Consider the following 25877-nt stretch of genomic DNA (forward strand, 5'->3'; position numbering starts at 1 on the left):
CCGTCCGGAAATGCGTTGAAAACAAGAGAAACACCATGCTTTTGATCCGTTGCCCTTATTGCGAAATGGAACGTCCGGAACTTGAATTCGCCTATGCGGGCGAAGCGCATATTGCGCGTCCTGCCGATCCTTCGACCTATTCCGATGATGAATGGCGCGATTTCCTGTTCATCCGCTCCAACCCGCGCGGGACGCATTTTGAACGCTGGCGGCACATCAATGGTTGCGGCCGCTTCTTCAATGCGGTGCGCGACACGGTGAGCGACAAATTCGTCACGACCTACAAGGCCGGTGAAGCACGCCCTGTACTGGCAGAAACGCCCGCTGCGGAGACGAAATAATGACCGACATGCGTTTGAATAATAAAGGCCGCATCAACAAGGCCAAGCCGGTACGTTTTTCCTTCAACGGCAAGACCTATGCCGGCTTTGAGGGTGACACGCTTGCTTCGGCGCTTCTGGCCAATGGCGAGCATCTGGCGGGCCGTTCGTTCAAATATCACCGTCCGCGCGGCATTCTCTCAGCCGGTTCGGAAGAGCCGAATGCGCTGATGGGCGTTTCGCGTGGAGAGGGCCGTTACGAGCCGAACACCCGCGCCACCGTGCTGGAGCTTTATGACGGGCTGAAGGCGGAAAGCCAGAACCACTGGCCATCGCTCAAGCATGATGTCGGCGCGGTCAACGATGCCTTCTACATGTTCTTCTCGGCAGGCTTCTACTACAAGACCTTCATGTGGCCGAAGAGCTTCTGGAACAAGGTCTATGAGCCTTTCATCCGGGGCGCTGCCGGGCTTGGCAAGTCGCCGTCCGAGGCCGATCCCGACAGCTACGCCAGCCGCTATGCCTATTGCGACGTGCTGGTGGTGGGCGCCGGGCCCGCCGGTCTTTCCGCAGCGCTTGAAGCCGCCAAGAGCGGCGCGAAAGTTTTCCTTTGCGACGAGCAGGCGGAAATGGGTGGCTCGCTCCTGTCCGAGCCGGAGCCTGTCATCAATGGCCGCACCAGCTGGGACTGGCTGAACGAAACGCTGGCGACGCTTGGTTCGCTGCCGAATGTCACGCTTTTGCCGCGCACCACGGCGATTGGCTATTATCATCAGAACATGGTCGGCCTTTGCCAGCGCCTGACCGACCATCAGGCAACGCCTGCCGCCAATGCCCCGCGTGAGCGCATGTGGCGTGTGCGCGCCAAGCAGGTCGTGCTGGCGCAAGGCTCAATCGAAAAGCCGCTGGTCTTTGCGGGCAATGACCGTCCGGGTGTGATGCTGGCCGGTGCCGCGCGCACCTATCTCAATCGCTATGGCGTCAAGGTCGGCGAAAAGGCTGTCGTCGTCACCTCCCATGATTCCGCCTGGCTTACGGCCTTCGATCTCGCAGTTGCGGGCGTCAAGGTTCCGGCCATTATCGATGTGCGCGAACACGTCGCCGACAGTCTGGTAAACCGCGCCAAGATGCTCGGCATCGAGACGCTGACCGGCTGGACGGTCAGCGATACGGCGGGCCGTCATCGCGTTGCGTCTGTTCGCGTCAATCCGGTCAGGAACGGTTCGGTCGGTTCAGCGCGCACCATTGCCTGCGATGTCGTGCTGATGTCCGGCGGCTGGAACCCGAGCGTGCATCTGTTCTCGCACACCAAGGGTTCGCTCATTTGGGATGAGGAACGCCAGATCTATCTGCCGGGCGAACGCACGGAAGAAAGCCGCTGTGCTGGTGCCGGTAACGGCAATTTCGATCTTCAGGCCGCCTTGCGTGAAGGTGCCGCCAGCGGTGCTGCGGCGGCAAACGATGCCGGATACAAGGCCAAGGCGCTGGAATATGCGGTCGCGGGCGACTTCGTCTGCGCAGGCGTCAACTGCCGCGAATTGCCGACGGATCGCGATCCCGGCAAGGCAAAGGCCTTTATCGATTTCCAGAATGACGTGACGGCCAAGGATATCCGCCTTGCAGTGCGCGAAGGCTTCCGCTCCATCGAGCATATCAAGCGCTACACCACCAACGGCATGGCGACGGATCAGGGCAAGACCTCGAACATCAACGGTCTTGCGGTCGCATCCGACGCGCTTAGCCGTCCTGCACCGCAGGTCGGTCTGACGACGTTCCGTCCGCCCTATACGCCGACGACCTTCGGCGCTTTCTGCGGCTATAACCGTGGGCCACTGTTCGACGTCACGCGCAAAACGCCGATTGACCCTTGGGCTGAAGAACAGGGTGCAGCTTTTGAGCCGGTGTCGCTGTGGCGTCGCGCATGGTACTTCCCGAAGGCAGGCGAAGACATGCACAAGGCTGTTGCGCGTGAGTGCAAGGCCGTGCGCACCAGCCTTGGCATGTTCGATGCGTCGACGCTCGGCAAAATCGAAGTGGTCGGCCCGGATGCGGCCGAATTCATGAACCGCATGTACACCAACCCATGGACGAAGCTGGGTGTCGGGCGCTGCCGTTACGGTCTGCTGCTCGGTGAAGACGGCTTCATCCGCGATGATGGTGTTGTCGGGAGGCTGTCGCAGGACCGTTTCCATGTCACGACGACGACCGGCGGCGCGCCGCGCGTTCTCAACATGATGGAGGATTATCTCCAGACGGAATGGCCGGATCTGAAAGTGTCGCTGACGTCTACGACCGAACAATGGGCCGTGGTGGCGCTGAATGGACCGAATGCGCGCAAGCTCATCGAGCCGATGGTCGAAGGCGTGGATCTTTCCGACGAAGCCTTTCCGCATATGTCGGTGGCGGAATGCACATTCCTCGGCGTACCGGCGCGTCTGTTCCGCATGAGCTTTACCGGCGAACTCGGCTTCGAAATCAATGTCCCGTCGCGTTACGGCTTGGCTCTGTGGAAGGCGCTTTATGAAGCGGGCCAGAAATATGACGTCACGCCTTATGGCACCGAGACCATGCACGTGCTGCGCGCCGAGAAGGGTTATATCATCGTCGGTCAGGACACGGACGGCACGGTGACGCCGGATGACGCTGCGCTCGGCTGGGCCATTGGCAAGCAGAAGCCGGATTTCGTCGGCAAGCGTTCGCTGGCGCGTCCGGATATGCTGAAGAAGGATCGCAAGCATCTGGTTGGCCTGCTGCCAAAGGACCCGAAACTGGTTCTGGAAGAAGGCGCACAGATCGTCGCCGATCCAAAACAGGCTGTGCCGATGACCATGCTCGGTCACGTCACCTCGTCCTATTGGAGCGAGACGCTGGGCCGCTCCTTTGCCATGGCGCTGATTGCCGGTGGCAAGGATCGCACGGGCGAAACCATCTATATGCCGATGCCGGATGGCACCGCGTATGAGGCGGAAATTACTGGGCTCGTCTTCTATGACCCAGAAGGCAAGAAGCTGAACGGATAAGGATCGCATCATGCTGCAACAGACCAACCCTTTTGCGAGCCGCGCGGTTGCCATTCCGGGACGGCTAGATATTCGCCCCGCCGCCGATGGCGCACGCTTTGTCCTGCGCTTCAATCCGGGAAAACTGGCGCTGGCGGAAAAGGCGCTCGGAGCCAGGATCCCGGCCAAAATTGGCGGACTTGAGAAAACCGGCCAGATCGCCGTTGCCTGCATCGGGCCAGATGAATGGTTTATCTGGGCCGATGACAGCAAGGCTGGCGCCATCATCGCGGCTTTCGCGAGCCTTTACGAGACGGAACCGCATGCGCTGGTTGAAGTGAGCCATCGCGAGACTGGTATCGATATCACGGGTCCGCAGGCCGAATGGCTGCTCAATGCCGCTTCACCGCTCGATCTGGCTTCGATGACCGCACCCGGTGCTGCGCGCACCATCTTCGATCGCGTGCAGATCATCCTGCTGAAATGGGATGCGGACCACTATCGGGTCGAAGTGTGGAACTCGCTGGCCGACCATGTCTGGACGCTGCTCGAAACCGCAAGCCGCGAAGTCGAACTCGACGTCTGATCGCCTAACTTAGCGATCGCTCAATATTCAAAAACGCCGTCCGTTTCGGGCGGCGTTTTTGTTTTTTAGGGTAATTTCGGCCTTGCCTTCTATAAATCCATATGTGAAGACTATATTTACATAAGAAATTCATGAGGAGGGAATTTCCCGATGTCGGAAAATGAACTGCCGCTGAGCGGGCTCGTTGTTGTGGATATGAGCCAGTTTCTGTCGGGGCCTTATTGCTCGCTGCGCCTGATGGACCTCGGAGCGCGGGTTATCAAGATCGAGCGCCCGGACGGCGGAGACCTGTCGCGCAGGCTTTATCTGAGCGATACGGAGATCGGTGGCGATTCAACGATTTTCCATGCGATCAATCGCGGCAAGGACAGCCTGGCGCTGGACCTTAAAAACCCGGACGATGTTGAAGCGCTGAAGAAGCTCATTACCAAGGCTGATGTTCTGATCCAGAATTTCCGTCCCGGCGTTATCGAGCGGCTGGGGCTGGATTATGAATCCGCCAAGGCGATCAATCCGCGCCTCGTCTATGCCTCCATCAGCGGCTATGGCGAAGAGGGTCCATGGGTCAAGCGTCCGGGACAGGATCTGCTGGCACAGGCTCGTTCGGGCCTGATGTGGCTCAATGGTGATGAAGGGCAGGGGCCGGTGCCGTTTGGTCTGGCTGTTGCCGACATGCTGGCGGGCGCTGCCGTGGCGCAGGGCATTCTGGCAGCACTGGTGCGGCGCGGTATTTCCGGCAAAGGCGCACATGTGGAAACCAGCCTTCTTGAAGCGCTGGTCGATTTCCAGTTCGAAGTGCTGACCACCCATCTCAATGACGGACGCCGCTTGCCGAAACGTTCCGATTTCCGCAGCGCGCATGCTTATCTCTCCGCACCTTACGGGGTCTATCAGGCGGCAGATGCCTATCTGGCCATCGCCATGACGCCGATCCCCAAACTGGCGGCGCTGCTGGAAGCGGACACGCTGGCGCCATATGCCGATGATCCGTCGAGCTGGTTCACCAAGCGCGACGAAATCAAGCGCCTGATTGCCGAGCGCATTGCCCAGAAGACGGTGGATGAGTGGCTTGCCATTCTGGAGCCAGCCGACATCTGGTGCGCCCGCGTTCTCAATTGGGAAGAGCTGCTTGCCAGCGATGGCTTCTCGGTTCTCGACATGTTGCAGACCGTCACCCGTGAGGATGATGTCTCCATCACCACCACCCGCTCGCCGCTGCGCATCAACGGACAACGCCACAAGGTAGAGCGCGCAGCACCGCGCATCGGCGAAAACAGCAAGGCAATTCGTGAGGAGTTCGGTCTATGAGTGCGATCAAGCTGAAAGGCATGACCTGGAGCCACCCGCGCGGTTACGATCCGATGGTTGCGGGCGCCAGGCAATGGCTGAGCGACAAGGGCGTCGAGATCGAATGGGAAAAGCGCTCCTTGCAGGATTTCGAAACCTTTCCGGTCGAGGAACTGGCGCGCAATTTCGATATGATCGTCATCGATCATCCGCATGTCGGCCAGATCACCAAGGAAGGCTGCCTGCTGCCGCTCGATGTGCCGGGCCGCGAAGCCGAGCTGAAAGCGCTTGCCGATGGTTCGGTCGGTCAATCCTTCCCGAGCTATAACTGGCAGGGCCATCAATGGGCGTTTCCGCTCGATGCGGCCACGCAGGTTCAGGCGTGGCGTCCGGACCTGATTGAAAAGCCTGCCACCTCGTGGGGTGAGGTGCTGGAACTGGCGCGTGCGGGCAATGTGCTTTTGCCATTGCGCTCGCCGCACTCGCTGATGTGCTTCTATACGCTGGCGGCGAACAACGGTTCAGCTTGCGCGACCGAAGGCGAGTTGATCAGCATCGAAGACGGCGTGAAGGCCTTTGAACAGCTTCGGGAAATCGCCGCGCTGGTGAAGCCGGAATGCTTCGCTATGGATCCGATTGCAGTGTTCGAAGAAATGGCAAAGCCAGATTCCGGCATTGCCTGCACGCCTTTGATCTATGGCTATGTGAACTATGCGATGCCCGGCTTCCGCGACCGTCTGATCCGTTTTGCCGATATTCCGGCAGGCGCGAAAGGTGTTGCAGGGTCGGCTTTGGGCGGCACCGGCATCGCCGTCTCGGCCTTTACGAAGCACCCGCAAGCGGCCATCGACTTCGCCTATTGGATAGCAAGCGGCGCGGTGCAGAAGGGGCTTTATGCAGAATCCAATGGCCAGCCCGGCCATGCGGAAGCATGGGAAGACGAGGGCGTGAATGCGGCCACGTCGGGCTTCTATCGCGATACGCGCGCAACGCTGGAAGGGGCATGGGTACGCCCGCGCCACGATGGCTATATGCCGTTCCAGGAAGCGGCTTCGGAGCGCATCAACAAGGGGCTTCAGGGCAATGAAGCGGCAGAACTGGTGATCGCCGATCTGAACCGGCTGTTCCGCGAAAGCTTCTGACGGCTGGTATTCGCCGGTACCCTGACCTGTTTCCCTCTCCGCCCTCATCCTGAGGAGCCTCCTGAGCTTGCGAAGGAGGCGTCTCGAAGGATCGAGGGATCCAAAGGGGAAATGCGGCGCCTGTCTCCTCACCCTTCGAGACGTCTCCCCGAGCTTCGCTCAGGGAGTCTCCTCAGGATGAGGGGGAAAGCGAGTGGGAAGCTTAAAGGTTCCAGATACGGCGCGCGTTCTCAGACAGAAGGCGCGCCTTTTCGTCATTGCCGCAGCCTTCAAGCAGGGCATGGGTCGTTGCCACCCATGTCGAAAGCCCGCCATCGACGGAGCTTGCCAGCGTGCAGACCGGCCAGTCGCTGCCCCACACCACGCGATCCCAGCCGAAAGCCTCGATGACGTGCTCGACATAGGGGCGGATCGTCTCGGCAGTCCAGCTTTGCGCGTCGGCATAAGCCACCACACCGGAAATCTTAGCCACGACATTGGGCCTGCTGGCAATTTCGGTGATACCCTTCTGCCAGCTTTCCAGCGCGCCCGACTTGATGTCCGGCACACCGCAATGATCGAGCACGAATTGCAGGTCCGGCGCAAGATCGGCAAGCGCGATGGCCTTGTCGATCTGGTGCGGCAAGGTGCAGAGATCGAAAGTCAGGCGCGTATTTTCCATGCGCTTCAGGTTTAGGCGAAACAGCGTGCCTTCGGAAAGCTCGTCTGGCACGACATGCAGAACACGGCGAAAACCTTTGACAAAGGGATCGGCAAGCTGCCGCTCCAGATAGGCGGCAAAGCCGTCTTCCTCGGGGCGGCAGGAGCCGATAGCGCCTTTGATGAAGCCGCCGGAGCGGGCGGAAATGGCGCGCACATTCTCGGTTTCAGCCTGCATGGCTTCAGGCGCGACATCCACTTCCATATGCAGGGCGGCGGCGATGCCGCAGCGTTCCGCCTGCTGCCGGTAGGTGTCGAATAGAAAATCCCGATCAAGCGCTGGCACGCTGCCAAGCCAGGGATAGCTGAGCGCGCTTTTGTCGATCAGGTGCAGATGGGTATCAATCAGCATAGAGATTCCTCCTGTGAGTGATACTTTCAAAAAAGAAGACTGTTTTCAAATAAGAATTTAATCGAGCGTAGAGAGGTCAGCGCCGACAAGCTTCGACAGTTCCTGCACGGTCTTTTGCAACAGCGTAATCGTCTGGGTAATGTCCGGCGCGGAAGACGAATTGACCAGCGTCACATAAGGACAGGTCAGTGCCGCGATGCAGGTGCCGTCAGGGCCGAGAATCGGGGCCGAGAGGTTATAGACGCCCGCAACCTGCGCACTCGGCATCATCTCGTAGCCGCGCTCGCGGATCTGGTCGAGGCGCTCATAGAAACTTGCGTCGAGATCGATGCGCTCGCTTTCCTTGACATATTCGGCGATCATCATCTTGCGCTCTTCCGGGGAGCGGAAGGCAAGCAGCACATGGCCGGAACCAGTGTCGAACAGGCTGATATGTGAGCCGACGCGGATCGAAATGCCCCAGTAATCCGGCGCTTCCTGCTGCGCAATCACCACCACCGAGCCGCGGTCGAACACGGCGAGCTGGTTTGCCTGCTTGGAACGGTCGGCGAGCTCACGCATGAAGGGCGTCGCAAAAGAGGCAAGACGGCGCACCGGCGCGTGCAGTTGGGCAAGGCCAAACAGCTTCAGCGTTAGCGAATAGCGGTCGCCTTCAAGCTTGGTGACATAGCCGCGTTTCACCAGCCGGTCGAGCATGCGGTAGAATTCGTTCGGGCTGCGATCCAGATGCTTGGCGATCTCGGCCTGGGTCAGGCCGCCGTCAACGCCTGCCAGCAATTCGAGGATATCAAGGCCCTTGTCGAGCGCGGGCGCGCGGTAGCGATCATCGGTTTCCAAATGTGTCCCCCCAAGGTGGCCCTTCATGAATTTCGTAATTCATATACAAACATTGTCAGGTGCGAAAGTCGTATATGCGCGATAAAACGCCTTGACCGTTATTGAATACTATGTTTGCATATAAATACAACCTTCACAACCGGGGGTGCGGACAGGGAGTGTCCGTTTTAGGAGGAGAAGAGATGCAGAATTTCAAATCGCGCATTTTGGCAGGCGTGGCGCTGATGGCCGTGGGGACGGCCTCGGCGATTGCAGCCGATCTGCCGGGCAAGTTTGAAGGCGTGACGATCAACGCCAAACTCATTGGCGGCCAGCAGTATGAAGCGCTCTATTCGCGTATCGGCGAATGGGAGAAGGCTACCGGCGCCAAGGTCAACATCCTTTCGAAGAAGAACCACTTCGAGCTGGACAAGGAAATCAAGTCCGACATCGCTTCCGGTTCGATCAACTGGTGCGTCGGTTCCAACCACTCGTCTTTCGCGCCGCAGTATACGACGCTGTACACCGATCTGAACGCGCTCGTGCCGAAGGAAGAAATCGAAGGCTTCGTGCCATCGGTCATCAAGGCTTCGACGCTTGATGGCAAGCTGATCATGTTGCCACGTGCGCAGTTCGACGTTTCGGCGCTTTACTATCAGAAGAGCCTTTTCCAGGACGAAGCCAAGCAGAAGGCTTTCAAGGAAAAATACGGCTACGACCTCGCACCGGCCAAGACCTGGAAGGAAGTGTCGGATCAGGCTGTATTCTTCGCTGACCCGCCGAATTTCTACGGTACGCAGTTTGCGGGCAAGGAAGAAGCCATCAATGGCCGCTTCTATGAAATGCTGGTCGCTGAAGGCGGCGAATATCTCAAGGATGGCAAGCCTGCTTTCAACTCGGAAGCCGGTGTTCGCGCCCTCGACTGGTTCGTCAATCTCTACAAGGCCAAGGCCGTTCCTGCCGGTACGACCAACTATCTGTGGGATGAACTGGGCGCAGGCTTTGCTTCCGGCACCATCGCAATCAATCTGGATTGGCCGGGCTGGGCGACCTACTTCAACGATCCGAAGTCGTCGAAGGTCGCTGGCAATGTCGGCATCGTTCCAGCGCCGACCGGTTCTTCCGGCAAGCGCACCGGCTGGTCGGGTCATCATGGTTTCTCGGTAACGGAAGCCTGCCCGACGAAGGAAGCCGCCGCATCGCTCGTCTGGTTCCTGACCAACGAAGATTCGCAGAAGCAGGAATCGGCCGCCGGCACGCTGCCGACCCGCACCGCTGTTTGGGATTACGTCATCCAGCAGGCCGCTTCCGATCCTTACAAGAAGGAAGTGCTCTCGGTATTCCAGGAAACGGCAAAGACCGCATTCCCGGTTCCGCAGACCCCGTCCTGGATCGAAATCTCCAACGCGGTCTATCCTGAACTTCAGGCTGCGATCCTTGGCGACAAGACCTCCCAGCAGGCCCTTGATGACGCTGCCAAAAAGGCAACGCAGATCCTTGAGGATGCGGGCGAGCTTTGATCAAGTCTTAAGCACATCCCGAAAAGTGCATAGCGGTTTTCGGATGAGATGTGCGCAGAGATAAAAGCATGATCAGGATCATGCTCCAGTAATGTCATGGGCCCGCCCTGAAACCTTTTTGGGGCGGGCCTTTTTTGCCAGTAGCACTGCCAGGTCGGGACCATGTTTTGCAGTTCCGCCGGTTGCCAGTTCCACTGTTTGCCAATCCACTGTTTGGAAGAGCAATGTTCAAGAGACTTTCCCCGCCGGTCCTGCTTCTGCTCCCGGCCTTTATCATCCTCGCAGCGGTGGTTCTGTTTCCTCTCGCGCTGTCGCTTTATTCGAGCTTCACGCCGTTCCGGCTGACGCGTCCCGAGAGCCTGTTCAACTTCATCGGTTTCCGCAACTATCAGCGCATTTTGACCGACTGGGTGTTCTGGGCGGCCTTCATCCGCACGGTGGTCTTCCTCACCATTGCGCTCAATCTGGAAATGCTACTCGGCCTCGGCCTTGCGATGCTCGTCAACAAGGCGACGCGCGGTCAGCGCGTGTTGCGCACGCTGATGATGTTCCCGATGATGTTCTCGCCGGTGCTCGTCGGCTTCCAGTTCAAGTTCATGTTCAATGACAATATCGGTCTGGTCAACAATGCGCTGCAGTCGCTGGGCCTGACCAATACCGCCATTCCATGGCTGATCGACGGCAATCTGGCACTGATCGCCATCCTGCTGGCGGAAGTCTGGATGTCGACCTCTGTCTTCGCGATCCTCATTCTGGGCGGTCTTCTGTCCATGCCGCAGGATCCGGTGGAAGCCGCGCGCGTCGATGGCTGTACGCCGTGGCAGACATTCCGCTATGTCATCTGGCCTTACCTGATGCCTTTCGCCTATATCGCGATGACCATCCGTTCGCTGGATGTGGCGCGCGCCTATGACATTGTGAAGATCATGACCGATGGCGGCCCGGCGCGCCGCACAGAACTGATCTGGACGCTGGTTGGCCGCACGGCCTATGCGGATGCGCAGATGGGCATGGCCAATGCCATGGCCTATGTCGCGATCCTGCTCTCGATCCTCTTCACCGTCTTGTTCTTCCGCAAACTTGCGTCCGCACGCACGCAGATTGGAGCGGAGTGGTAATCATGGCAACAACAACACTCAGCAACAGCCAGCATCGCCTGCTGCGCCGTATCAAGAAAATCGCTTATCTGGTCGGCCTGTTTCTGGCGATGACCGTCATCTGCCTGCCCGGCCTGTGGATCGTGCTGTCCTCGCTGCGTCCGCCGGTCGAAATCATGGCGAAGCCGCCGGTGTGGATTCCGCAGGAAATCACCTTCGAGGCCTATCGCGCCATGTTCTCGGGCGCCGGTGCTGGCGGTATTCCGGTTTGGGATTATTTCCGCAACTCGCTCATCATCTCGGTGACCTCCACCGTGATTGCGCTGATCGTCGGCGTTTCGGGCGGCTATGCCTTCGCGCGCTTCCGATTCTGGGGCAAGTCGGCAACCTTCCTCGGTTTCATGCTGACGCGTTCGGTGCCGGGCATTGCGCTCTCGCTGCCGCTCTTCATGGTGTTTTCCCGCGTTGGCATCATCGACACCCATTTTGGCCTCATCCTGACCTATGTGGCGTTGAATGTGCCATTCACGATCTGGCTGATCGACGGTTTCTTCCGTCAGGTGCCGAAGGATCTTGCGGAAGCCGCTCAGATTGACGGCTGCACGCGCTGGCAGGCTTTCTGGCAGGTGGAGTTTCCGCTGGCCGGTCCCGGCATCGCGACGGCAGGCATCTTTGCCTTCCTCACCTCGTGGAACGAATATGCGCTGGCTTCCCAGCTCACCCGTTCCGTCAATTCCAAGACCCTTCCTGTGGGTCTTCTCGATTACACCGCTGAATTCACCATCGACTGGCGCGGCATGTGCGCGCTGGCGGTCGTGATGATTATTCCGGCGCTGACCCTCACATTCATCGTCCAGAAACACCTTGTTGCTGGTCTGACGTTCGGCGCGGTTAAAGGTTGATATAGCAATGGCTCAGCTTTCCATCAAAAATCTCGTCAAGCGCTACGGCAATGTCGGCGTGGTGCATGGCATCAATCTCGAAATCGCGGACAAGGAGTTCGTGGCGCTGGTCGGTCCTTCCGGCTGCGGCAAGTCCACGACGCTGCGCATGATCGCGGGTCTGGAATCCATCACCGACGGCACGCTGGAAATCGGCGGCAAAGTGGTCAACGATCTGCCGCCGCGTGACCGCAACGTCTCGATGGTGTTCCAGTCCTATGCGCTTTATCCGCATATGTCGGTGCGCGAGAACATGGGTTTCTCGCTGAAGATCGCCAAGCAGCCACAGGCGGAAATCGACCGTCGCGTCAATGAAGCCTCGGCTATTCTCGGTCTGGAAGCGCTGATGGAACGCCGCCCGGCGCAGCTCTCGGGCGGCCAGCGCCAGCGCGTCGCCATGGGCCGCGCCATCGTGCGCAATCCGGAAGTGTTCCTGTTCGACGAACCCCTGTCGAACCTCGACGCCAAGCTGCGCACCCAGATGCGCACCGAAATCAAGAAGCTGCATGCCAAGGTGCAGTCGACTGTCGTTTACGTGACGCACGATCAGGTCGAAGCCATGACACTGGCCGACCGCATCGTCATTATGCGCGATGGCCATATCGAGCAGGCCGGAACCCCTGATGAAGTCTTCAAGCGCCCGGCGACGCAGTTCGTTGCCGGTTTCATCGGCTCCCCGCCGATGAATATGGGCGAAGCGACGGTGACGGGCGATGATCTGGTCTTTGCTAATGGCGACCACCTTCCGTTGCCTGCCCAGTTCCGGGGCAAGGCCAAGGATGGCACCAAGGTGACATTCGGCCTGCGTCCGGATGATATCTTCCCGAAAGGCCACGGCATTTCCACCAGTGACGCCGTGCACGAAAAAGACATGCGTGTTTCGATCACCGAGCCGCTCGGCAATGAAACGCTGGTGTTCGTGGAATTCGCAGGCAAAGAGTGGGTAGCGCGCATGCTGAACCCGCGTCACCTGCAACCGGGCGAAACCATTACCATGCAACTCGATCTGTCGCAGGCGCATCTTTTCGATGCCGCAACCGGCAAGACTTTGGCCCAGAATGGGGCCCAGAACGGGGCAGTCTGACCATGGCACGTATTGAAAAAGTTGAACTGCGCATGGTCGACCTTCCGCCGAAGGTCAAGCGCACCGACGCGATCCAGAGCTTCGTCAGCCAGGAAACGCCGATTGTCACCATCACCGACAGCGACGGTGCGGTCGGTACGGGCTACAGCTATACGATCGGTACTGGCGGTTCGTCCGTCATGCGCCTGTTGAGCGACCATCTCGTGCCGCTGATCATCGGTGAGGATGCCGATTGCATCGAAGCCATCTGGCGCAAGCTGGAATTCGCAACCCATGCCACCACCATCGGCCCGATCACCGCGCTGGCGCTGGCCGCAGTCGATACTGCGTTGTGGGATCTGCGCGCCAAGAAGCAGGGCCTGCCGCTCTGGAAGCTGGCAGGCGGCGCCAAGGAAAGCTGCCCGCTCTACACGACTGAAGGCGGCTGGCTGCATATCGAAAAAGAAGCGCTGGTCGAGGATGCGTTGCAGGCCAAGGCCAAGGGATTCACTGGTTCCAAGGTCAAGATCGGCAAGCCGCACGGTTCTGAAGATTATGCGCGCCTGTCCGCCGTGCGGGCGGCGCTGGGTGACGGCTTCGAAATCATGACCGATTGCAATCAGGGCTTTACGGTGGACGAAGCCATTCGCCGCGCCGAGCGCCTGAAGGAGCTTGATCTGGCATGGATTGAGGAGCCGCTTCCTGCTGACGATCTCGACGGTCATATCCGCCTGACGCGCTCCACCCCGACGCCGATTGCGGTGGGCGAATCCATCTATTCGATTCGCCATTTCCGCGAATATATGCAGAAGGGCGCTTGCTCCATCGTGCAGGTGGATGTGGCGCGTATCGGCGGCATCACGCCTTGGCTGAAAGTTGCCCATGCGGCGGAAACATTCGACATTCCGGTCTGCCCGCACTTCCTGATGGAGCTGCATGTCAGCCTCGTCTGCGCGGTGCAGAACGGTCGCTATGTCGAATATATTCCGCAGCTTGACGACCTCACCACCAAGGGCATGGAAATTCGCGATGGTCGCGCCATTGCACCATCCGAGCCGGGTATTGGCATCGAGTGGGATTGGGACGCAGTACGCGCCCGGTCGATTTCGGAATTCACCCGCGAGATCACGGAGGCGGCATGACGTCTCCCGCAAAACAGCGCATGGGCATGGTGATTGGCCTCAATGCGGAGAAGATCGCAGAATATAAGAAGCTGCACGCTGCCGTGTGGCCGGAAATTCTTGCGCTCATCTCGGAATGCAACATCACCAATTATACGATCTTTCTCAAAGAGCCGGAAAATCTGTTGTTCGGCACATGGGACTATGTTGGCACCGACTTTGACGCCGACATGAAGAAAATGGCCGATAACCCGAAAAATCAGGAGTGGTGGTCCGTCTGCATGCCATGCCAGAAACCACTCGAAACCCGCAAAGAGGGCGAGTGGTGGGCAATGATGGAAGAGGTGTTCCATCATGACTGAGGCATTCGATCCAAAGCAGCTGCGTCAGTGGTGGGCCAAGCCCTCCAAGCCGAAGCCCATTGTGATCTTCGGCGCGGGCAGCATTGTCGGCGACGCGCATCTGCCCGCCTATAAGAAGGGCGGTTTTTCGGTTGCCGGTATTTTTGATCCCAATCTGGACAAGGCTAAAGAGTTAGCCGACCAGTGGGGCATCAAGGCTTTTGCCAGCGCTGAGGAAGCGCTTGCCGTCGAAGGCGCGATCTTCGATCTGGCAACGCCACCGTCGGCCCATGCAGCGATCCTGTCGCAATTGCCGGAAGGTGCAGCTGTTCTGATCCAGAAGCCGATGGGCAGTGACCTTGCCGCAGCAACAGAGATCCTGAAGGTCTGCCGCGCGCGCAGTTTGAAAGCGGCGGTGAATTTCCAGCTGCGTTTCGCGCCGATGATGCTCGCTCTTTACGACGCCGTCGATAAGGGCCTGCTTGGCGAAGTGGTGGATTTCGACGCCTGGCTGGCGCTTGCCACGCCATGGGGTCTGTGGCCTTTCCTGAAAGGTCTGCCGCGTATCGAGATCGCCATGCATTCGATCCACTATCTGGATTTCATCCGCGGCTTGCTTGGCAATCCGCTCGGTGTTCATGCCAAGACCATTGGTCATCCGAACCATGACGTGGCCCAGACCCGCACCGCCGCAATCCTCGATTATGGCGACCGTGTCCGTTGTGCTCTCTCGGTCAATCATGACCATGATTTCGGCCGCAAGTTTCAGGCCTGCGAGTTCCGCATCTGCGGCGCGCAAGGTGCGGCCTATGTGAAACTGGGCGTCAATCTCGACTATCCGCGCGGTGAGCCGGACGAGCTTTGGATCAAGCCCAAGGGCGGTGATGACTGGGTTTCCGTGCCGCTCGAAGGTGCCTGGTTCCCCGACGCGTTCCTCAATCGTATGGCGCAGTTGCAGCGTTTCGCGACAGGCGAAGATGCTGAGCTGGTTGGTTCTGTCGAAGATTCCTGGCACACCATGGCGCTTGTCGAGGCCGCCTATCAGTCGAGCGCTGCGCCCGCCACGCCGCTTGCCGCAAAACCGGAGGTCTGATCATGGCCGAACAGAAAATCTACTACGAAGACTATGAAATGAATCATGTGCGCCTCACCACGGGCCGCACCATCACCGAAACCGATTTCGTGGTTCATGCCGGGCATACGGGCGATTTCTTCCCGCATCATATGGATGCGGAATTTGCCAAGACATTGCCGGGCGGCCAGCGCATTGCGCATGGCACCATGATTTTTGCCATTGGCGTCGGCCTCACGGCGACGCTGATCAACCCGGTTGCTTTTTCCTATGGTTATGATCGTCTGCGGTTTATTCGTCCGGTACATATCGGCGATACGATCCGCACACGGGTTACGATCAGTGCCAAGGAAGACGATCCCAAGCGCGCCACTATGGGACGCGTGACGGAACGCTGCGAAGTGCTTAATCAGCGGGATGAAGTGGTGCTCGCTTGCGATCACATCCTGCTTGTCGAACGGAAGGCTTGAAAATGACGATACGCTTTGATGGAAAAACCGCACTGATAACTGCCGCAGCTCAGGGGATTGGCCGCGCCAGCGCGCTGGCTTTCGCGGAAGCGGGCGCCAAGGTCTTTGCGACCGACATCAACACCGACGCCCTCAAGGAAATCGAAGGCGTCAACGGCATCATCACCCGCAAGCTCAACGTGCTTGACGAGGCTGAGGTGAACACGCTTGTAGCCGAGATTGGCCAGGTGGACATCCTGTTCAATTGTGCAGGCGTCGTCCATGGCGGCTCAATTCTTGAAATGAAGGACGAAGACCTCGACTTCGCTGTCAATCTCAACGTCAAGGCTATGATCCGCACCATCCGCGCCGTGCTGCCGGGTATGCTGGAACGCAAGGACGGTGCCATCGTCAACATGGCTTCCGTCGCGTCGAGCGTGAAGGGCGTGCCAAACCGTTTTGCCTATGGCGTCACCAAGGCTGCCGTTATCGGTCTCACCAAGGCCGTCGCCGCCGATTACGTCGCCAAGGGCATCCGCTGCAACGCGATCTGCCCCGGCACGGTCGAAAGCCCGTCCTTGCAGGACCGTCTGCGTTCGCAGGGCGATTATGAAGAACAGCGCGCGGCGTTCATCGCCCGTCAGCCGATTGGCCGCATCGGTCAGCCGGAAGAAATCGCTGATCTCGCCGTGTATCTCGCCGGTGCGACCTACACGACCGGTCAGGCTTACAACATTGATGGCGGCTGGACGATTTAGTCCTAGCGCCCTCTCTTTCATCCCCCCAAAGGAGTAAACTCATGAAATTTCTTCGTTACGGTGAAGCCGGTCAGGAAAAGCCGGGCATTCTCGATGCCGATGGTGCGATCCGCGATCTCTCCGCGCAGGTAAGCGACCTTTCCGGTGCGGCTCTGGCCCCCGATGCGCTGGCCAAGCTTGGCGCTGTCGACGTCAATTCGCTGCCGAAGGTTGAAGGCAATCCGCGCCTTGGCCCGTGCGTTGCTGGCACCGGCAAGTTCATCTGCATCGGCCTCAACTATGCCGACCACGCCGCAGAATCCGGCATGGCTGTGCCGCCGGAGCCGGTCATCTTCATGAAGGCCACCTCGGCCATCGTCGGCCCGAATGACGATGTTCTCATTCCGCGCGGCTCGGAAAAGACCGACTGGGAAGTTGAACTCGGCATCGTCATCGGCAAGACCGCGAAATACGTTTCGGAAGATGATGCGCTGGACTACGTTGCCGGCTACTGCACGCTGCATGACGTTTCCGAACGCGCTTTCCAGATCGAGCGCTCTGGTCAGTGGACCAAGGGCAAGTCCTGCGACACGTTCGGCCCGACCGGCCCCTGGCTGGTGACGAAGGACGAAGTCGCCGACCCGCAGAACCTGAAAATGTGGCTCACCCTCAATGGTGAAACCATGCAGGACGGCTCGACCAAGACCATGGTCTACGGCGTTCGCTACCTCGTTTCCTATCTCTCGCAGTTCATGTCCCTGCAGCCGGGCGACATCATCTCTACCGGTACGCCTCCCGGCGTCGGCATGGGCATGAAGCCGCCTCGCTATCTCAAGGCTGGCGATGTCGTCGAACTCGGCATTGAAGGCCTTGGCACGCAGAAGCAGAACGTGCGCGCTGACATCTAGGTGTTTGTTTATGCATGATCCCAAGACCGCCCCCATGTTTTGGGATCATGCCCTGATCACGGATATATCATGACGAAAATCACTGACCTACGCGTTTTCGACCTGCGTTTCCCGACTTCGCAAAGTCTGGACGGCTCGGATGCCATGAACCCGGACCCGGATTATTCGGCGGCCTATGTCATCCTCGATACGGATGATGCGTCGCTGAAGGGCCACGGCCTCACCTTCACCATCGGACGCGGCAACGACATTTGCTGTCAGGCGATTCTCGCCATGCGCCATCTGGTCGTGGGTTCTTCGATGGATGATTTCCTCGCGGCCCCCGGCAAGTTCTGGCGCTACCTGACCGGCGATAGCCAGCTGCGCTGGATCGGCCCGGACAAGGGCGCGATGCACCTCGCCACCGGCGCTGTCGTCAACGCCTTCTGGGACCTGGCTGCAAAGCAGGCCGGCAAGCCGGTATGGCGGCTTGTGGCCGACATGTCGCCGGAAGAAATCGCCGACATTGTCGATTATCGCTATCTGACCGATGCGCTGACGCGTGACGAAGCCCTCGCGATCCTCCGCAAGGCGGAAGCTGGCAAGGCGGAACGTATCGCCACGCTCGAAGCGGAAGGCTATGCCTGCTACACGACGTCGGCTGGCTGGCTCGGCTATGACGACGACAAGCTGCGCCGTCTTTGCCAGGAAGCCATCGATGAAGGTTTCGACCACGTCAAGATGAAGGTCGGCCGTGATCTCGAAGACGATATCCGTCGCCTGACCATTGCGCGCGAAGTGATCGGTCCCGACCGTTATCTGATGATCGACGCCAATCAGGTCTGGGAAGTCGATCAGGCCATCGAATGGGTCAACAAGCTGGCCTTCTCGAAGCCGTTCTTCATTGAAGAACCGACCAGCCCGGACGATGTTGCAGGCCATCGCAAGATTCGCGAAGCCATTGGCGACGTGAAGGTTGCGACTGGCGAAATGTGCCAGAACCGCATCATGTTCAAGCAGTTCATCGCGGAAGGCGCCATCGACATCGTTCAGATCGACAGCTGCCGCATGGGCGGACTGAACGAAGTTCTGGCCGTGCTGCTGATGGCTGCGAAGTTCGGCAAGCCGGTCTGGCCGCATGCGGGCGGCGTTGGCCTGTGCGAATATGTGCAGCATCTGTCGATGATCGACTATGTGGCCGTTTCGGGCACCAAGGAAGGCCGTGTGATCGAATATGTCGATCATCTGCATGAGCACTTCATCGATCCATGCGTGATCAAGGACGCAGCCTATATGCCGCCGTCGCTGCCGGGCTTCTCGATCGAGATGAAGCCGCAGTCGATTGCGGAATACACATTCAAGGGCTGAACCGGCATCCGCCCTGTGTAGAATACGAAACGCCGCGCTGAGAAGCGCGGCGTTTTTATTTCGCTATCCTAGAGAAAACGGATCATCAACGCGCCAGTGAGCAGCAATACGGCTCCCACGACGCGTCCAGCGGTGATCTCTCGCACCGCAACGCCCATGAAGCCGATGCGGTCGGCGAGCAATCCGGCCATCAGCTGACCGGCCACGGCAAGGCCCATAACGGCTGCCGCGCCAATACGCGGTGTCAGCAGAATTGATGCGGTGACATAAATGCAGCCGAGCGCACCGCCTGCAACAAACAGCCAGCCTGCCGGAACATTGAATGCGGGAAGGTTGCCGGTCGCCTTTGCCGTGATGGTCGAGACGATGGCAAGAATGACTGCGCCAGCAAGAAACGAAATAGCGGCGGCGGTCGGTGGGGAACCAAGTCCACGCGCAAGTGCTGCGTTGATCGGTGCCTGAATGGCAATGCAGGCACCCGAAAGAATGCCGAACAAAGTCCACAGCATAGAATATCCTCTCCTGGGTTTCCCGTTTTACCGTCGGCTAGCCGCCAATGTTTCATCAGTGGTCCCCGACCATCCGATGAAATAAGCAACGGGTAAGAATGCGCTAAAATGCTATCGCATAAAGCGGTGACAATTTACGATCACTTTTCAGGGAAAATTTGCCAAATCAAAGAGATGAATGGTGCTGCGAGAGAGGATTGAACTCTCGACCTCTCCATTACCAATGGAGTGCTCTACCACTGAGCTACCGCAGCATTCTCTTGAGTGCGGCGGACTTCTGACACATCATTACGCAAATCGCAAGCGACCAAATGCATTTCTTTTCACATAATGTGGAAATCTGCATATAGCTGCGCATCAAGCCGCTTTTCTGGCGCTTTTTCTCGTAGTAAACACGGCTTATGAGTGAAAAACCGATCAATCAGGAACGACAAAACCAGCTGGACCGTCAAAAGAAGCGGCTGGCCGATCAGCTGCGCGCGAATCTGATGCGCCGCAAGGAACAGTCGCGTTCGCGACGCTCCGGAGAGGCAGATGAGCGCAATGACGGCATTTCCACTGCTGGCAAAGAAACCGAATAGGCCTTTCTTGAAGAGAGACGTCGGCTAAGGTAAAAGCGCATCTCTGTTCTCGGTTGCCATTGTCGTTCGAAAGCGATTCGCGTTTGAACGTAATTCCGCCGCAAGACTCGTCATTTTGTCAGTATCGCCGCCGCGCCGTTCAGGCAGCAGCAACAGCACATCCCGAAAAGGGTGAACCGGTTTTCGGGCAAGATGTGCTTAAAAACAAACAGTTGGAATGCTGATCCGATTATCCCGATCGAAACGCGTTCCAACGGCTTCAAATCGATTTCCGGGGGCAAGCCCCGGCCCAGAAGGGGAAACAGCATGGATCGCATCAAAATCGTCGGCGGTAATAAGCTGAATGGAATCATTCCGATCTCGGGCGCAAAAAATGCCGCTTTGCCCTTGATGATCGCTTCTCTCCTGACCGACGATACGCTGACGCTCGAAAATGTGCCGCATCTGGCCGATGTCGAGCAGCTGATCCGCATCCTTAGCAATCATGGCGTCGATTATTCGGTCAATGGCCGCCGCGAGCATCAGAACGGCGCTTATTCCCGCACCATCCATTTCACCGCCCGCAACATCGTCGATACCACTGCGCCTTATGAGCTGGTCTCGAAAATGCGCGCAAGCTTCTGGGTGATTGGCCCGCTTCTGGCGCGCATGGGTGAAGCAACCGTGTCGCTGCCGGGCGGTTGCGCCATTGGTACGCGCCCGGTCGATCTGCTGCTCGATTGCCTTCAGGCGCTGGGTGCCGAAATCGACATCGAAAACGGCTATGCCAAGGCGCGTGCGCCGAAGGGTGGGCTTGTCGGTGGCCGCTATCGCTTCCCGAAAGTTTCGGTCGGCGCAACGCATGTCATGCTGATGGCCGCTGTTCTCGCCAAGGGCGAAACGATCATCGAAAACCCGGCGCGTGAGCCGGAAGTCGTCAATCTTGCCGACTGCCTCAATGCAATGGGCGCGAAGATCACGGGCGCTGGCACCGGCACGATCCACGTGCAGGGCGTGACCAGCCTTTCCGGCGCGCGCGTCCGCGTCATTCCTGACCGCATCGAAACCGGCACCTACGCAATGGCTGTCGCCATGACCGGTGGTGACGTGCTGCTCGAAGGCGCGCAGGAAAGCCTGCTCTCGTCGGCGCTTGATACGCTGCGTCAGGCCGGTGCGGAAATCACCGAGACCAATAGCGGCCTGCGCGTTGTGCGCAACGGCCATGGTATCCATCCGGTCGATGTTACCACCGACCCGTTCCCGGGCTTCCCGACCGACCTTCAGGCGCAGTTCATGGGCCTGATGACCAAGGCCAAGGGTACATCGCACATCACCGAGACGATCTTCGAAAACCGTTTCATGCATGTGCAGGAACTGGCGCGTCTTGGAGCGAAGATTTCGCTGTCCGGCCAGACCGCGACCGTCGAAGGCGTGGAACGCCTCAAGGGCGCTCAGGTCATGGCAACCGATCTGCGCGCATCGGTCTCGCTGGTTATTGCCGGGCTTGCCGCCGAAGGCGAAACCGTCGTCAACCGCGTCTATCATCTTGATCGCGGGTTTGAGCGTCTCGAAGAAAAGCTTTCGCGTTGCGGCGCGAATGTCGAACGCATCAGCGGATAATCGGCAAGGGCCGGAACTTAGAGCGCATCCCGAAAAGTGTGAAACGGTTTTCGGATAAGATGCGCGTTAGGGCAAAGGATTAGAGCGCCGATCCGATGCAATCGGATCGAAACGCGATCTAATCCAGGTTCCGGCTTTTTCATTCTGGCACGCTGATTGATCACAGGCTTGAAAAGCCTGTCGATTTTTTTCTGCCGACATGCAAAGTTATTGGGCAAAGTTGTCTCAAACTATTGAGCAAAGTTGCTTCGTGAACCACCCGTGTCGCCAATCTGGATGCGATGTGGGGCGGTTGTTTTGAACATGACAGGAAGTCGGTGCGGACCATGGATATGTTGAAGCTTGTGGCGTTGGATGAAGAGGATTTGCAGGTCCTGTCCGCCCATCTTCAGGACGCGGTTCTCAAAGTCTCTGACCTCCAATATATCGCCAAGGAACAACGCTTCGTTCTGACGGCGAACCGCTTCGTCTGGGAAGAAGCGCGTCCGAAATTCCTGCGCAAGCCGCAATATCAGCGTCGCCGCGCCGCTTTGCATTTCAACCGCGTCACCGCCGCCAAGGCCACCGGCATCGACCGGCTGAAACAGGACGATGTCCTGTCGCTGTTGACCATCGGTTTTGTCCCCGGCGAGGCGCCTGCGGGCACAATAGAACTGACATTCTCGGCAAATGCCGCTATCCGTCTTTCGGTGGAATGCATCGAAGCGCAGCTGACGGATCTGGGTGCGGCCTGGGAAACGGAATCGCTCCCGCGTCACGGCGTATGAGATGAATCTTCCATGCATCGCGTCTGCTGTCACGCGGACGGTTGCTCTTATCTGGACTATTTAAAGGAATACAAGCGTGGTCACGACGCTCAGACAAACCGATCCGAACTTCGAACAGCAATTCGCAGCCTTCCTGTCCGGCAAGCGCGAAGTTTCGGCCGATGTAGACCGCGCAGCCCGCGAAATTGTTGAGCGCGTGCGCCGCGAAGGTGATGCGGCGCTGATCGACTACTCGCGCCGTTTTGACCGCATCGATCTGGAAAAGACTGGCATTGCCGTTACGGAAGCTGAAATCGACGCAGCTTTCGAGGTTGCACCGGCATCCACCGTCGAGGCGCTGAAACTGGCGCATGAGCGTATTGAAAGCCACCATGCGCGGCAATTGCCCAAGGATGACCGTTATACTGATGCGCTCGGCGTTGAGCTTGGTTCGCGCTGGACGGCAATCGAGGCGGTCGGCCTTTATGTGCCGGGCGGCACGGCCAGCTATCCAAGCTCGGTCCTGATGAACGCCGTGCCTGCCAAGGTGGCGGGTGTCGAGCGCATTGTCATGGTCGTTCCGGCACCCGATGGCATTCTCAATCCTCTGGTTTTGGTTGCGGCGCGTCTGGCAGGCGTTTCGGAAATCTATCGTGTCGGCGGCGCACAGGCTGTTGCGGCGCTTGCCTATGGCACGGAAAGCATCAAGCCGGTCGCCAAGATTGTTGGCCCCGGCAATGCCTATGTCGCGGCGGCCAAGCGCATTGTGTTCGGTATCGTCGGTATCGATATGATCGCCGGTCCGTCGGAAGTTCTGGTGATTGCCGACAAGGACAACAATCCGGACTGGATTGCTGCTGATCTGCTGGCGCAGGCAGAGCATGACACTGCCGCGCAATCCATTCTCATGACCAATGACGAAGCGCTGGCCAAGGATGTGGAAGCGGCAGTCGAGCGCCAGCTGCTGACGCTGCCCCGCGCTCAGACCGCTACCGCGAGCTGGCGCGATTTCGGCGCGGTCATTCTGGTCGATGATTTCGAGGCGGCGATTCCGCTCGCCAACCGTATTGCTGCCGAACATCTGGAAATCGCCGTTGCTGATCCGGAAGCGCTGCTGCCGAAAATCCGCAATGCCGGTTCCATCTTCATCGGCGCGCACACGCCGGAAGTGATCGGCGATTATGTCGGCGGCTGCAATCACGTGCTGCCGACGGCGCGCTCGGCCCGGTTCTCGTCGGGCCTGAACGTGCTTGATTACATGAAGCGCACCTCGCTTCTGAAGCTCGGTCCGGACCAGTTGCGGGTTCTCGGCCCTGCGGCTATTGAAATCGCGCGTGCCGAAGGTCTCGACGCACACGCCAAATCTGTCGCCATTCGGCTCAATCTATGAGGCATCATGACCGCTGGCGTTCCCAATGCCCGTCTTGTTGATGTCGAACTCGATGAATCCATCGGGCGGTCGACGCCTGACGTCGAGCATGAACGCGCGGTCGCGATTTTCGATCTGATCGAAGAGAACTCCTTTCACCCGATTGGCGACGAGACCGGCGGTCCCTACAGGCTGAAACTCTCGCTGATGGAAACGCGGCTCATCTTTGCCATCAGCCGTGAAAGCGGAGACGATGTGGCGACGCATATATTGTCGCTCACCCCGCTGCGCCGCGTGGTGCGCGATTATTTCCTGGTTTGCGAAAGCTATTATCAGGCGATCCGCTCGGCCACGCCAAGCAAGATCGAAGCCATCGATATGGGGCGGCGCGGGCTGCATAATGAAGGGTCGCAAACCTTGCAGGCGCGGCTGAAGGGCAAGATCGACGTCGATTTCGACACGGCGCGGCGACTGTTCACGCTTGTCTGCGTGCTGCATTGGCGAGGTTGAGCCTGCATGGTCGCTGTTGATGTCGTGAACGCGCAGGATGATGGAGAGGGCGATGTGGGCCCGAAACAGAAACTGCCGTCATCCCTGCTTTTCGTCTGCGGCAAGAACGCGATCCGCTCGCCAATGGCCGAACTTCTTGCAAGAAAGCTGCTACCACCCAATATATATGTGGCTTCCGCAGGTGTGAAACGGGGCGAACGCGATCCGTTCGTGGATGCCGTGCTTTCGGAAGAGGGGCTTTCGCTCGACGACCGCCAACCGCGGGGCATTGAAGAACTGGCCGACGGCTATTTCGACCTCATCGTGACGCTGACACCGCTTGCCCACCATACGGTGCTGGAGCGCATGCGCGGTTTCTCCGTGGATGTGGAATATTGGCCGACGCCGGACCCCACGCTGGTCACCGGCAGCCGCGAGCAGATCATGAATGCTTATCGCGATGTGCGGGATCGGTTGAAGACGCAGATTTTGCAGCGTTTCAGCCCGAAGTAAGTTCACGGAATTCCGTTGTTCACAAATGCCGCCTAATCATATAGGTTCCGGCCAAATTTAGGATCAGAGTCCATTTTCGGACGCTTTTTATCGAAGAAAGAAACAGGTATCGCATGGCGAAAGAAGAAGTCCTCGAATTTCCGGGTGTTGTTACGGAACTGCTGCCGAATGCAATGTTCCGCGTGAAGCTCGAAAACGAACATGAAATCATCGCTCATACGGCTGGCCGTATGCGCAAGAACCGCATCCGCGTTCTGGCCGGTGACAAGGTTCTGGTCGAAATGACCCCTTATGATCTGACCAAGGGTCGCATCACCTACCGCTTCAAGTAAGCTTATCACGCACGGGCAGCCGTTTCGGGGGTGTTCTTGACGACAGTTGCGCAACACAAGCTGGTTCTGGCTTCCGGGTCTCCTCGCAGGATTGAACTGCTGGGGCAGGCCGGTATCGAGCCGGATCATATCCAGCCTGCCGACATAGACGAGACGCCGCAGCGTAGCGAGCATCCGCGCTCGCTGGCGCGCCGTCTGTCGCGTGAAAAGGCGGAAGCGGCGCTGGCGCAGCTGAAGAGCGACGCCAATTTCGCCAAGTCCTTCCTGCTCGCGGCCGATACGGTCGTCGCGGTTGGGCGGCGTATTCTGCCCAAGGCGGAAACCGCCGATGAGGCGCGTGAATGCTTACGTCTTTTGTCTGGCCGCACCCATAAGGTCTTCACGGGCGTCTGCCTCATTTTGCCGAACGGCAATCTGCGCCAGACCCTGGTGGAAACGCGCCTGCGCTTCGAGCGCCTGTCGCGCCAGCAGATTGACGCCTACCTCTCTTCGGGGGAATGGCGCGGCAAGGCTGGCGGCTACGCCATACAGGGCCTTGCAGGCAGCTTTGTCGTCAAACTGGTTGGCTCCTACAGCAATGTGGTCGGCCTGCCGCTCCAGGAAACTGTAAGCCTGCTGGCTGACGGTGATTATCCGGTCTATGCCAACTGGAGCACCGGAAAAGTTTAAGGTTTAAGCCATGAACGGCAAGAAGGACATATCCGCAGCAGTAGGCGCCCGCGTGACGCCGCTGCGCCCGACACGCCCTTGCCCGGAATGCGGCAAGCCTTCGGTGCGTGACAGCTATCCTTTCTGTTCGCCGCGCTGCAAAAGCATCGATCTCAATCGCTGGCTTTCGGGAAGCTATGTCATCCCCGGCAAGCCTCTGGGCGAAGAGGACGAGGGCGAGAATTAGGCTTTTTGACGCTTTTTCTCTTGTGAAATCAATTCATTAGAGAAACT

At 58.7% G+C, this 25877-nt stretch carries 28 protein-coding genes and 1 tRNA gene; 25 read left to right on the forward strand and 4 right to left on the reverse strand.

Annotation, left to right across the window (positions count from 1 at the left end; all coding sequences use genetic code 11):
* Window positions 1-35: 35 nt before the first annotated feature.
* From ACTJKP_RS02505 to ACTJKP_RS02525, 5 genes are all read left to right on the forward strand, one after another.
* Entirely contained in the window at window positions 36-341 is a 306-nt protein-coding gene (locus tag ACTJKP_RS02505) for a sarcosine oxidase subunit delta (RefSeq protein WP_113533710.1), read from the forward strand.
* The gene (locus ACTJKP_RS02510; protein WP_440629566.1) at window positions 341-3340 is read left to right on the forward strand and encodes a sarcosine oxidase subunit alpha; all 3000 of its coding nucleotides are present in this window, start codon (window positions 341-343) and stop codon (window positions 3338-3340) included. Before ACTJKP_RS02505 ends, ACTJKP_RS02510 begins: the two co-directional genes overlap by 1 nt.
* 10 nt (window positions 3341-3350) lie before the next feature.
* Window positions 3351-3905, forward strand: a complete 555-nt coding sequence (locus tag ACTJKP_RS02515; RefSeq protein WP_440629567.1) for a sarcosine oxidase subunit gamma — start codon at window positions 3351-3353, stop codon at window positions 3903-3905.
* A gap of 150 nt (window positions 3906-4055) precedes the next feature.
* Entirely contained in the window at window positions 4056-5213 is a 1158-nt protein-coding gene (locus tag ACTJKP_RS02520) for a CaiB/BaiF CoA transferase family protein (RefSeq protein WP_151588689.1), read from the forward strand.
* Window positions 5210-6334 (forward strand): ABC transporter substrate-binding protein, encoded by a 1125-nt coding sequence (locus ACTJKP_RS02525; protein WP_440629568.1) that lies wholly within the window; start codon window positions 5210-5212, stop codon window positions 6332-6334. The genes ACTJKP_RS02520 and ACTJKP_RS02525 overlap by 4 nt, the downstream gene beginning before the upstream one ends.
* Window positions 6335-6536: 202 nt before the next feature.
* Here the strand turns inward: ACTJKP_RS02525 and ACTJKP_RS02530 are convergent, their stop codons facing one another.
* Together ACTJKP_RS02530 and ACTJKP_RS02535 are read right to left on the reverse strand one after the other, a co-directional pair.
* Entirely contained in the window at window positions 6537-7385 is an 849-nt protein-coding gene (locus ACTJKP_RS02530) for an amidohydrolase family protein (RefSeq protein WP_440629569.1), read from the reverse strand.
* Between the two features lie 57 nt (window positions 7386-7442).
* Window positions 7443-8249 (reverse strand): IclR family transcriptional regulator, encoded by an 807-nt coding sequence (locus tag ACTJKP_RS02535; RefSeq protein ID WP_440629570.1) that lies wholly within the window; start codon window positions 8247-8249, stop codon window positions 7443-7445.
* A gap of 155 nt (window positions 8250-8404) precedes the next feature.
* On the opposite strand from ACTJKP_RS02535, the gene ACTJKP_RS02540 reads away from it, so the two are divergent.
* The 11 genes from ACTJKP_RS02540 to ACTJKP_RS02590 all read left to right on the forward strand — a co-directional run bounded on the left by ACTJKP_RS02540 (window position 8405) and on the right by ACTJKP_RS02590 (window position 18797).
* Window positions 8405-9721: an ABC transporter substrate-binding protein gene (locus ACTJKP_RS02540; protein ID WP_440629571.1), complete on the forward strand. Its 1317-nt coding sequence runs from the start codon at window positions 8405-8407 to the stop codon at window positions 9719-9721.
* Window positions 9722-9945: 224 nt separating this feature from the next.
* A complete protein-coding gene (locus ACTJKP_RS02545) occupies window positions 9946-10839 on the forward strand; it encodes a carbohydrate ABC transporter permease (protein ID WP_078337853.1) in 894 nt (297 codons plus the stop codon).
* A gap of 2 nt (window positions 10840-10841) precedes the next feature.
* Window positions 10842-11720, forward strand: coding sequence for a carbohydrate ABC transporter permease (locus ACTJKP_RS02550; protein WP_151652203.1), 879 nt, complete (start codon window positions 10842-10844; stop codon window positions 11718-11720).
* Between the two features lie 7 nt (window positions 11721-11727).
* Window positions 11728-12843: an ABC transporter ATP-binding protein gene (locus ACTJKP_RS02555; protein WP_440629572.1), complete on the forward strand. Its 1116-nt coding sequence runs from the start codon at window positions 11728-11730 to the stop codon at window positions 12841-12843.
* 2 nt (window positions 12844-12845) lie between these two features.
* Window positions 12846-13964, forward strand: a complete 1119-nt coding sequence (locus tag ACTJKP_RS02560; protein ID WP_078337856.1) for a mandelate racemase/muconate lactonizing enzyme family protein — start codon at window positions 12846-12848, stop codon at window positions 13962-13964.
* Window positions 13961-14305, forward strand: a complete 345-nt coding sequence (locus ACTJKP_RS02565) for an L-rhamnose mutarotase (protein WP_078337857.1) — start codon at window positions 13961-13963, stop codon at window positions 14303-14305. The genes ACTJKP_RS02560 and ACTJKP_RS02565 overlap by 4 nt, the downstream gene beginning before the upstream one ends.
* Window positions 14298-15377, forward strand: a complete 1080-nt coding sequence (locus tag ACTJKP_RS02570; protein ID WP_440629573.1) for a Gfo/Idh/MocA family protein — start codon at window positions 14298-14300, stop codon at window positions 15375-15377. The genes ACTJKP_RS02565 and ACTJKP_RS02570 overlap by 8 nt, the downstream gene beginning before the upstream one ends.
* 2 nt (window positions 15378-15379) lie before the next feature.
* On the forward strand, window positions 15380-15826 hold the full coding sequence (locus tag ACTJKP_RS02575) for a MaoC/PaaZ C-terminal domain-containing protein (RefSeq protein ID WP_078337859.1): 447 nt from the start codon (window positions 15380-15382) through the stop codon (window positions 15824-15826).
* Window positions 15827-15828: 2 nt separating this feature from the next.
* Window positions 15829-16563 carry an SDR family oxidoreductase gene (locus ACTJKP_RS02580; protein ID WP_440629574.1) on the forward strand — a complete coding sequence of 245 codons (735 nt, stop codon included), beginning with the start codon at window positions 15829-15831 and terminating at the stop codon, window positions 16561-16563.
* A gap of 41 nt (window positions 16564-16604) precedes the next feature.
* Entirely contained in the window at window positions 16605-17450 is an 846-nt protein-coding gene (locus ACTJKP_RS02585; RefSeq protein WP_440629575.1) for a fumarylacetoacetate hydrolase family protein, read from the forward strand.
* Between the two features lie 69 nt (window positions 17451-17519).
* Window positions 17520-18797: an L-fuconate dehydratase gene (locus tag ACTJKP_RS02590; RefSeq protein ID WP_440629576.1), complete on the forward strand. Its 1278-nt coding sequence runs from the start codon at window positions 17520-17522 to the stop codon at window positions 18795-18797.
* Window positions 18798-18865: 68 nt separating this feature from the next.
* Here the strand turns inward: ACTJKP_RS02590 and ACTJKP_RS02595 are convergent, their stop codons facing one another.
* Window positions 18866-19306 carry a DMT family transporter gene (locus ACTJKP_RS02595; protein ID WP_078337863.1) on the reverse strand — a complete coding sequence of 147 codons (441 nt, stop codon included), beginning with the start codon at window positions 19304-19306 and terminating at the stop codon, window positions 18866-18868.
* A 179-nt stretch (window positions 19307-19485) separates the two neighbouring features.
* Window positions 19486-19560, reverse strand: a tRNA-Thr gene (locus ACTJKP_RS02600).
* A 147-nt stretch (window positions 19561-19707) separates the two neighbouring features.
* Between ACTJKP_RS02600 and ACTJKP_RS02605 the strand changes: the two genes are divergently transcribed.
* From ACTJKP_RS02605 to yacG, 9 genes are all read left to right on the forward strand, one after another.
* Window positions 19708-19887, forward strand: a complete 180-nt coding sequence (locus ACTJKP_RS02605) for a hypothetical protein (protein ID WP_078337864.1) — start codon at window positions 19708-19710, stop codon at window positions 19885-19887.
* Between the two features lie 306 nt (window positions 19888-20193).
* Window positions 20194-21486 (forward strand): UDP-N-acetylglucosamine 1-carboxyvinyltransferase, encoded by a 1293-nt coding sequence (gene murA, locus ACTJKP_RS02610; protein WP_078337866.1) that lies wholly within the window; start codon window positions 20194-20196, stop codon window positions 21484-21486.
* Window positions 21487-21812: 326 nt separating this feature from the next.
* Window positions 21813-22253 carry a DUF2948 family protein gene (locus ACTJKP_RS02615; RefSeq protein WP_440629577.1) on the forward strand — a complete coding sequence of 147 codons (441 nt, stop codon included), beginning with the start codon at window positions 21813-21815 and terminating at the stop codon, window positions 22251-22253.
* Window positions 22254-22329: 76 nt separating this feature from the next.
* Window positions 22330-23622, forward strand: coding sequence for a histidinol dehydrogenase (gene hisD / locus ACTJKP_RS02620; protein ID WP_078337868.1), 1293 nt, complete (start codon window positions 22330-22332; stop codon window positions 23620-23622).
* Window positions 23623-23628: 6 nt separating this feature from the next.
* Window positions 23629-24111: a UPF0262 family protein gene (locus ACTJKP_RS02625; protein ID WP_440629578.1), complete on the forward strand. Its 483-nt coding sequence runs from the start codon at window positions 23629-23631 to the stop codon at window positions 24109-24111.
* A gap of 6 nt (window positions 24112-24117) precedes the next feature.
* On the forward strand, window positions 24118-24603 hold the full coding sequence (locus tag ACTJKP_RS02630) for an arsenate-mycothiol transferase ArsC (RefSeq protein WP_280991526.1): 486 nt from the start codon (window positions 24118-24120) through the stop codon (window positions 24601-24603).
* 113 nt (window positions 24604-24716) lie between these two features.
* Window positions 24717-24935 carry a translation initiation factor IF-1 gene (gene infA, locus ACTJKP_RS02635; protein WP_002965531.1) on the forward strand — a complete coding sequence of 73 codons (219 nt, stop codon included), beginning with the start codon at window positions 24717-24719 and terminating at the stop codon, window positions 24933-24935.
* Window positions 24936-24971: 36 nt separating this feature from the next.
* Window positions 24972-25604, forward strand: coding sequence for a Maf-like protein (locus ACTJKP_RS02640; protein WP_440629579.1), 633 nt, complete (start codon window positions 24972-24974; stop codon window positions 25602-25604).
* A 10-nt stretch (window positions 25605-25614) separates the two neighbouring features.
* The gene (gene yacG / locus ACTJKP_RS02645; RefSeq protein WP_440629580.1) at window positions 25615-25830 is read left to right on the forward strand and encodes a DNA gyrase inhibitor YacG; all 216 of its coding nucleotides are present in this window, start codon (window positions 25615-25617) and stop codon (window positions 25828-25830) included.
* Window positions 25831-25877: the final 47 nt, after the last annotated feature.

This window comes from Brucella sp. 22210 (genome assembly GCF_052045675.1).
Classification (GTDB): Bacteria; Pseudomonadota; Alphaproteobacteria; order Rhizobiales; family Rhizobiaceae; genus Brucella.

Excerpts from the sequence above, each read along its gene's own strand:
- ACTJKP_RS02580 (WP_440629574.1), top strand. The coding sequence starts at position 15,829 with ATGACGATACGCTTTGATGGAAAAACCGCACTGATAACTGCCGCAGCT.
- ACTJKP_RS02535 (WP_440629570.1), bottom strand. The coding sequence starts at position 8,249 with ATGAAGGGCCACCTTGGGGGGACACATTTGGAAACCGATGATCGCTAC.
- ACTJKP_RS02575 (WP_078337859.1), top strand. The coding sequence starts at position 15,380 with ATGGCCGAACAGAAAATCTACTACGAAGACTATGAAATGAATCATGTG.
- ACTJKP_RS02520 (WP_151588689.1), top strand. The coding sequence starts at position 4,056 with ATGTCGGAAAATGAACTGCCGCTGAGCGGGCTCGTTGTTGTGGATATG.
- ACTJKP_RS02555 (WP_440629572.1), top strand. The coding sequence starts at position 11,728 with ATGGCTCAGCTTTCCATCAAAAATCTCGTCAAGCGCTACGGCAATGTC.
- ACTJKP_RS02630 (WP_280991526.1), top strand. The coding sequence starts at position 24,118 with ATGGTCGCTGTTGATGTCGTGAACGCGCAGGATGATGGAGAGGGCGAT.
- ACTJKP_RS02590 (WP_440629576.1), top strand. The coding sequence starts at position 17,520 with ATGACGAAAATCACTGACCTACGCGTTTTCGACCTGCGTTTCCCGACT.
- ACTJKP_RS02560 (WP_078337856.1), top strand. The coding sequence starts at position 12,846 with ATGGCACGTATTGAAAAAGTTGAACTGCGCATGGTCGACCTTCCGCCG.
- ACTJKP_RS02525 (WP_440629568.1), top strand. The coding sequence starts at position 5,210 with ATGAGTGCGATCAAGCTGAAAGGCATGACCTGGAGCCACCCGCGCGGT.
- ACTJKP_RS02565 (WP_078337857.1), top strand. The coding sequence starts at position 13,961 with ATGACGTCTCCCGCAAAACAGCGCATGGGCATGGTGATTGGCCTCAAT.
- ACTJKP_RS02530 (WP_440629569.1), bottom strand. The coding sequence starts at position 7,385 with ATGCTGATTGATACCCATCTGCACCTGATCGACAAAAGCGCGCTCAGC.
- ACTJKP_RS02545 (WP_078337853.1), top strand. The coding sequence starts at position 9,946 with ATGTTCAAGAGACTTTCCCCGCCGGTCCTGCTTCTGCTCCCGGCCTTT.
- ACTJKP_RS02625 (WP_440629578.1), top strand. The coding sequence starts at position 23,629 with ATGACCGCTGGCGTTCCCAATGCCCGTCTTGTTGATGTCGAACTCGAT.
- ACTJKP_RS02550 (WP_151652203.1), top strand. The coding sequence starts at position 10,842 with ATGGCAACAACAACACTCAGCAACAGCCAGCATCGCCTGCTGCGCCGT.
- infA (WP_002965531.1), top strand. The coding sequence starts at position 24,717 with ATGGCGAAAGAAGAAGTCCTCGAATTTCCGGGTGTTGTTACGGAACTG.
- yacG (WP_440629580.1), top strand. The coding sequence starts at position 25,615 with ATGAACGGCAAGAAGGACATATCCGCAGCAGTAGGCGCCCGCGTGACG.
- ACTJKP_RS02595 (WP_078337863.1), bottom strand. The coding sequence starts at position 19,306 with ATGCTGTGGACTTTGTTCGGCATTCTTTCGGGTGCCTGCATTGCCATT.
- ACTJKP_RS02510 (WP_440629566.1), top strand. The coding sequence starts at position 341 with ATGACCGACATGCGTTTGAATAATAAAGGCCGCATCAACAAGGCCAAG.
- murA (WP_078337866.1), top strand. The coding sequence starts at position 20,194 with ATGGATCGCATCAAAATCGTCGGCGGTAATAAGCTGAATGGAATCATT.
- ACTJKP_RS02605 (WP_078337864.1), top strand. The coding sequence starts at position 19,708 with ATGAGTGAAAAACCGATCAATCAGGAACGACAAAACCAGCTGGACCGT.
- ACTJKP_RS02515 (WP_440629567.1), top strand. The coding sequence starts at position 3,351 with ATGCTGCAACAGACCAACCCTTTTGCGAGCCGCGCGGTTGCCATTCCG.
- ACTJKP_RS02585 (WP_440629575.1), top strand. The coding sequence starts at position 16,605 with ATGAAATTTCTTCGTTACGGTGAAGCCGGTCAGGAAAAGCCGGGCATT.
- ACTJKP_RS02505 (WP_113533710.1), top strand. The coding sequence starts at position 36 with ATGCTTTTGATCCGTTGCCCTTATTGCGAAATGGAACGTCCGGAACTT.
- ACTJKP_RS02540 (WP_440629571.1), top strand. The coding sequence starts at position 8,405 with ATGCAGAATTTCAAATCGCGCATTTTGGCAGGCGTGGCGCTGATGGCC.
- ACTJKP_RS02615 (WP_440629577.1), top strand. The coding sequence starts at position 21,813 with ATGGATATGTTGAAGCTTGTGGCGTTGGATGAAGAGGATTTGCAGGTC.
- ACTJKP_RS02570 (WP_440629573.1), top strand. The coding sequence starts at position 14,298 with ATGACTGAGGCATTCGATCCAAAGCAGCTGCGTCAGTGGTGGGCCAAG.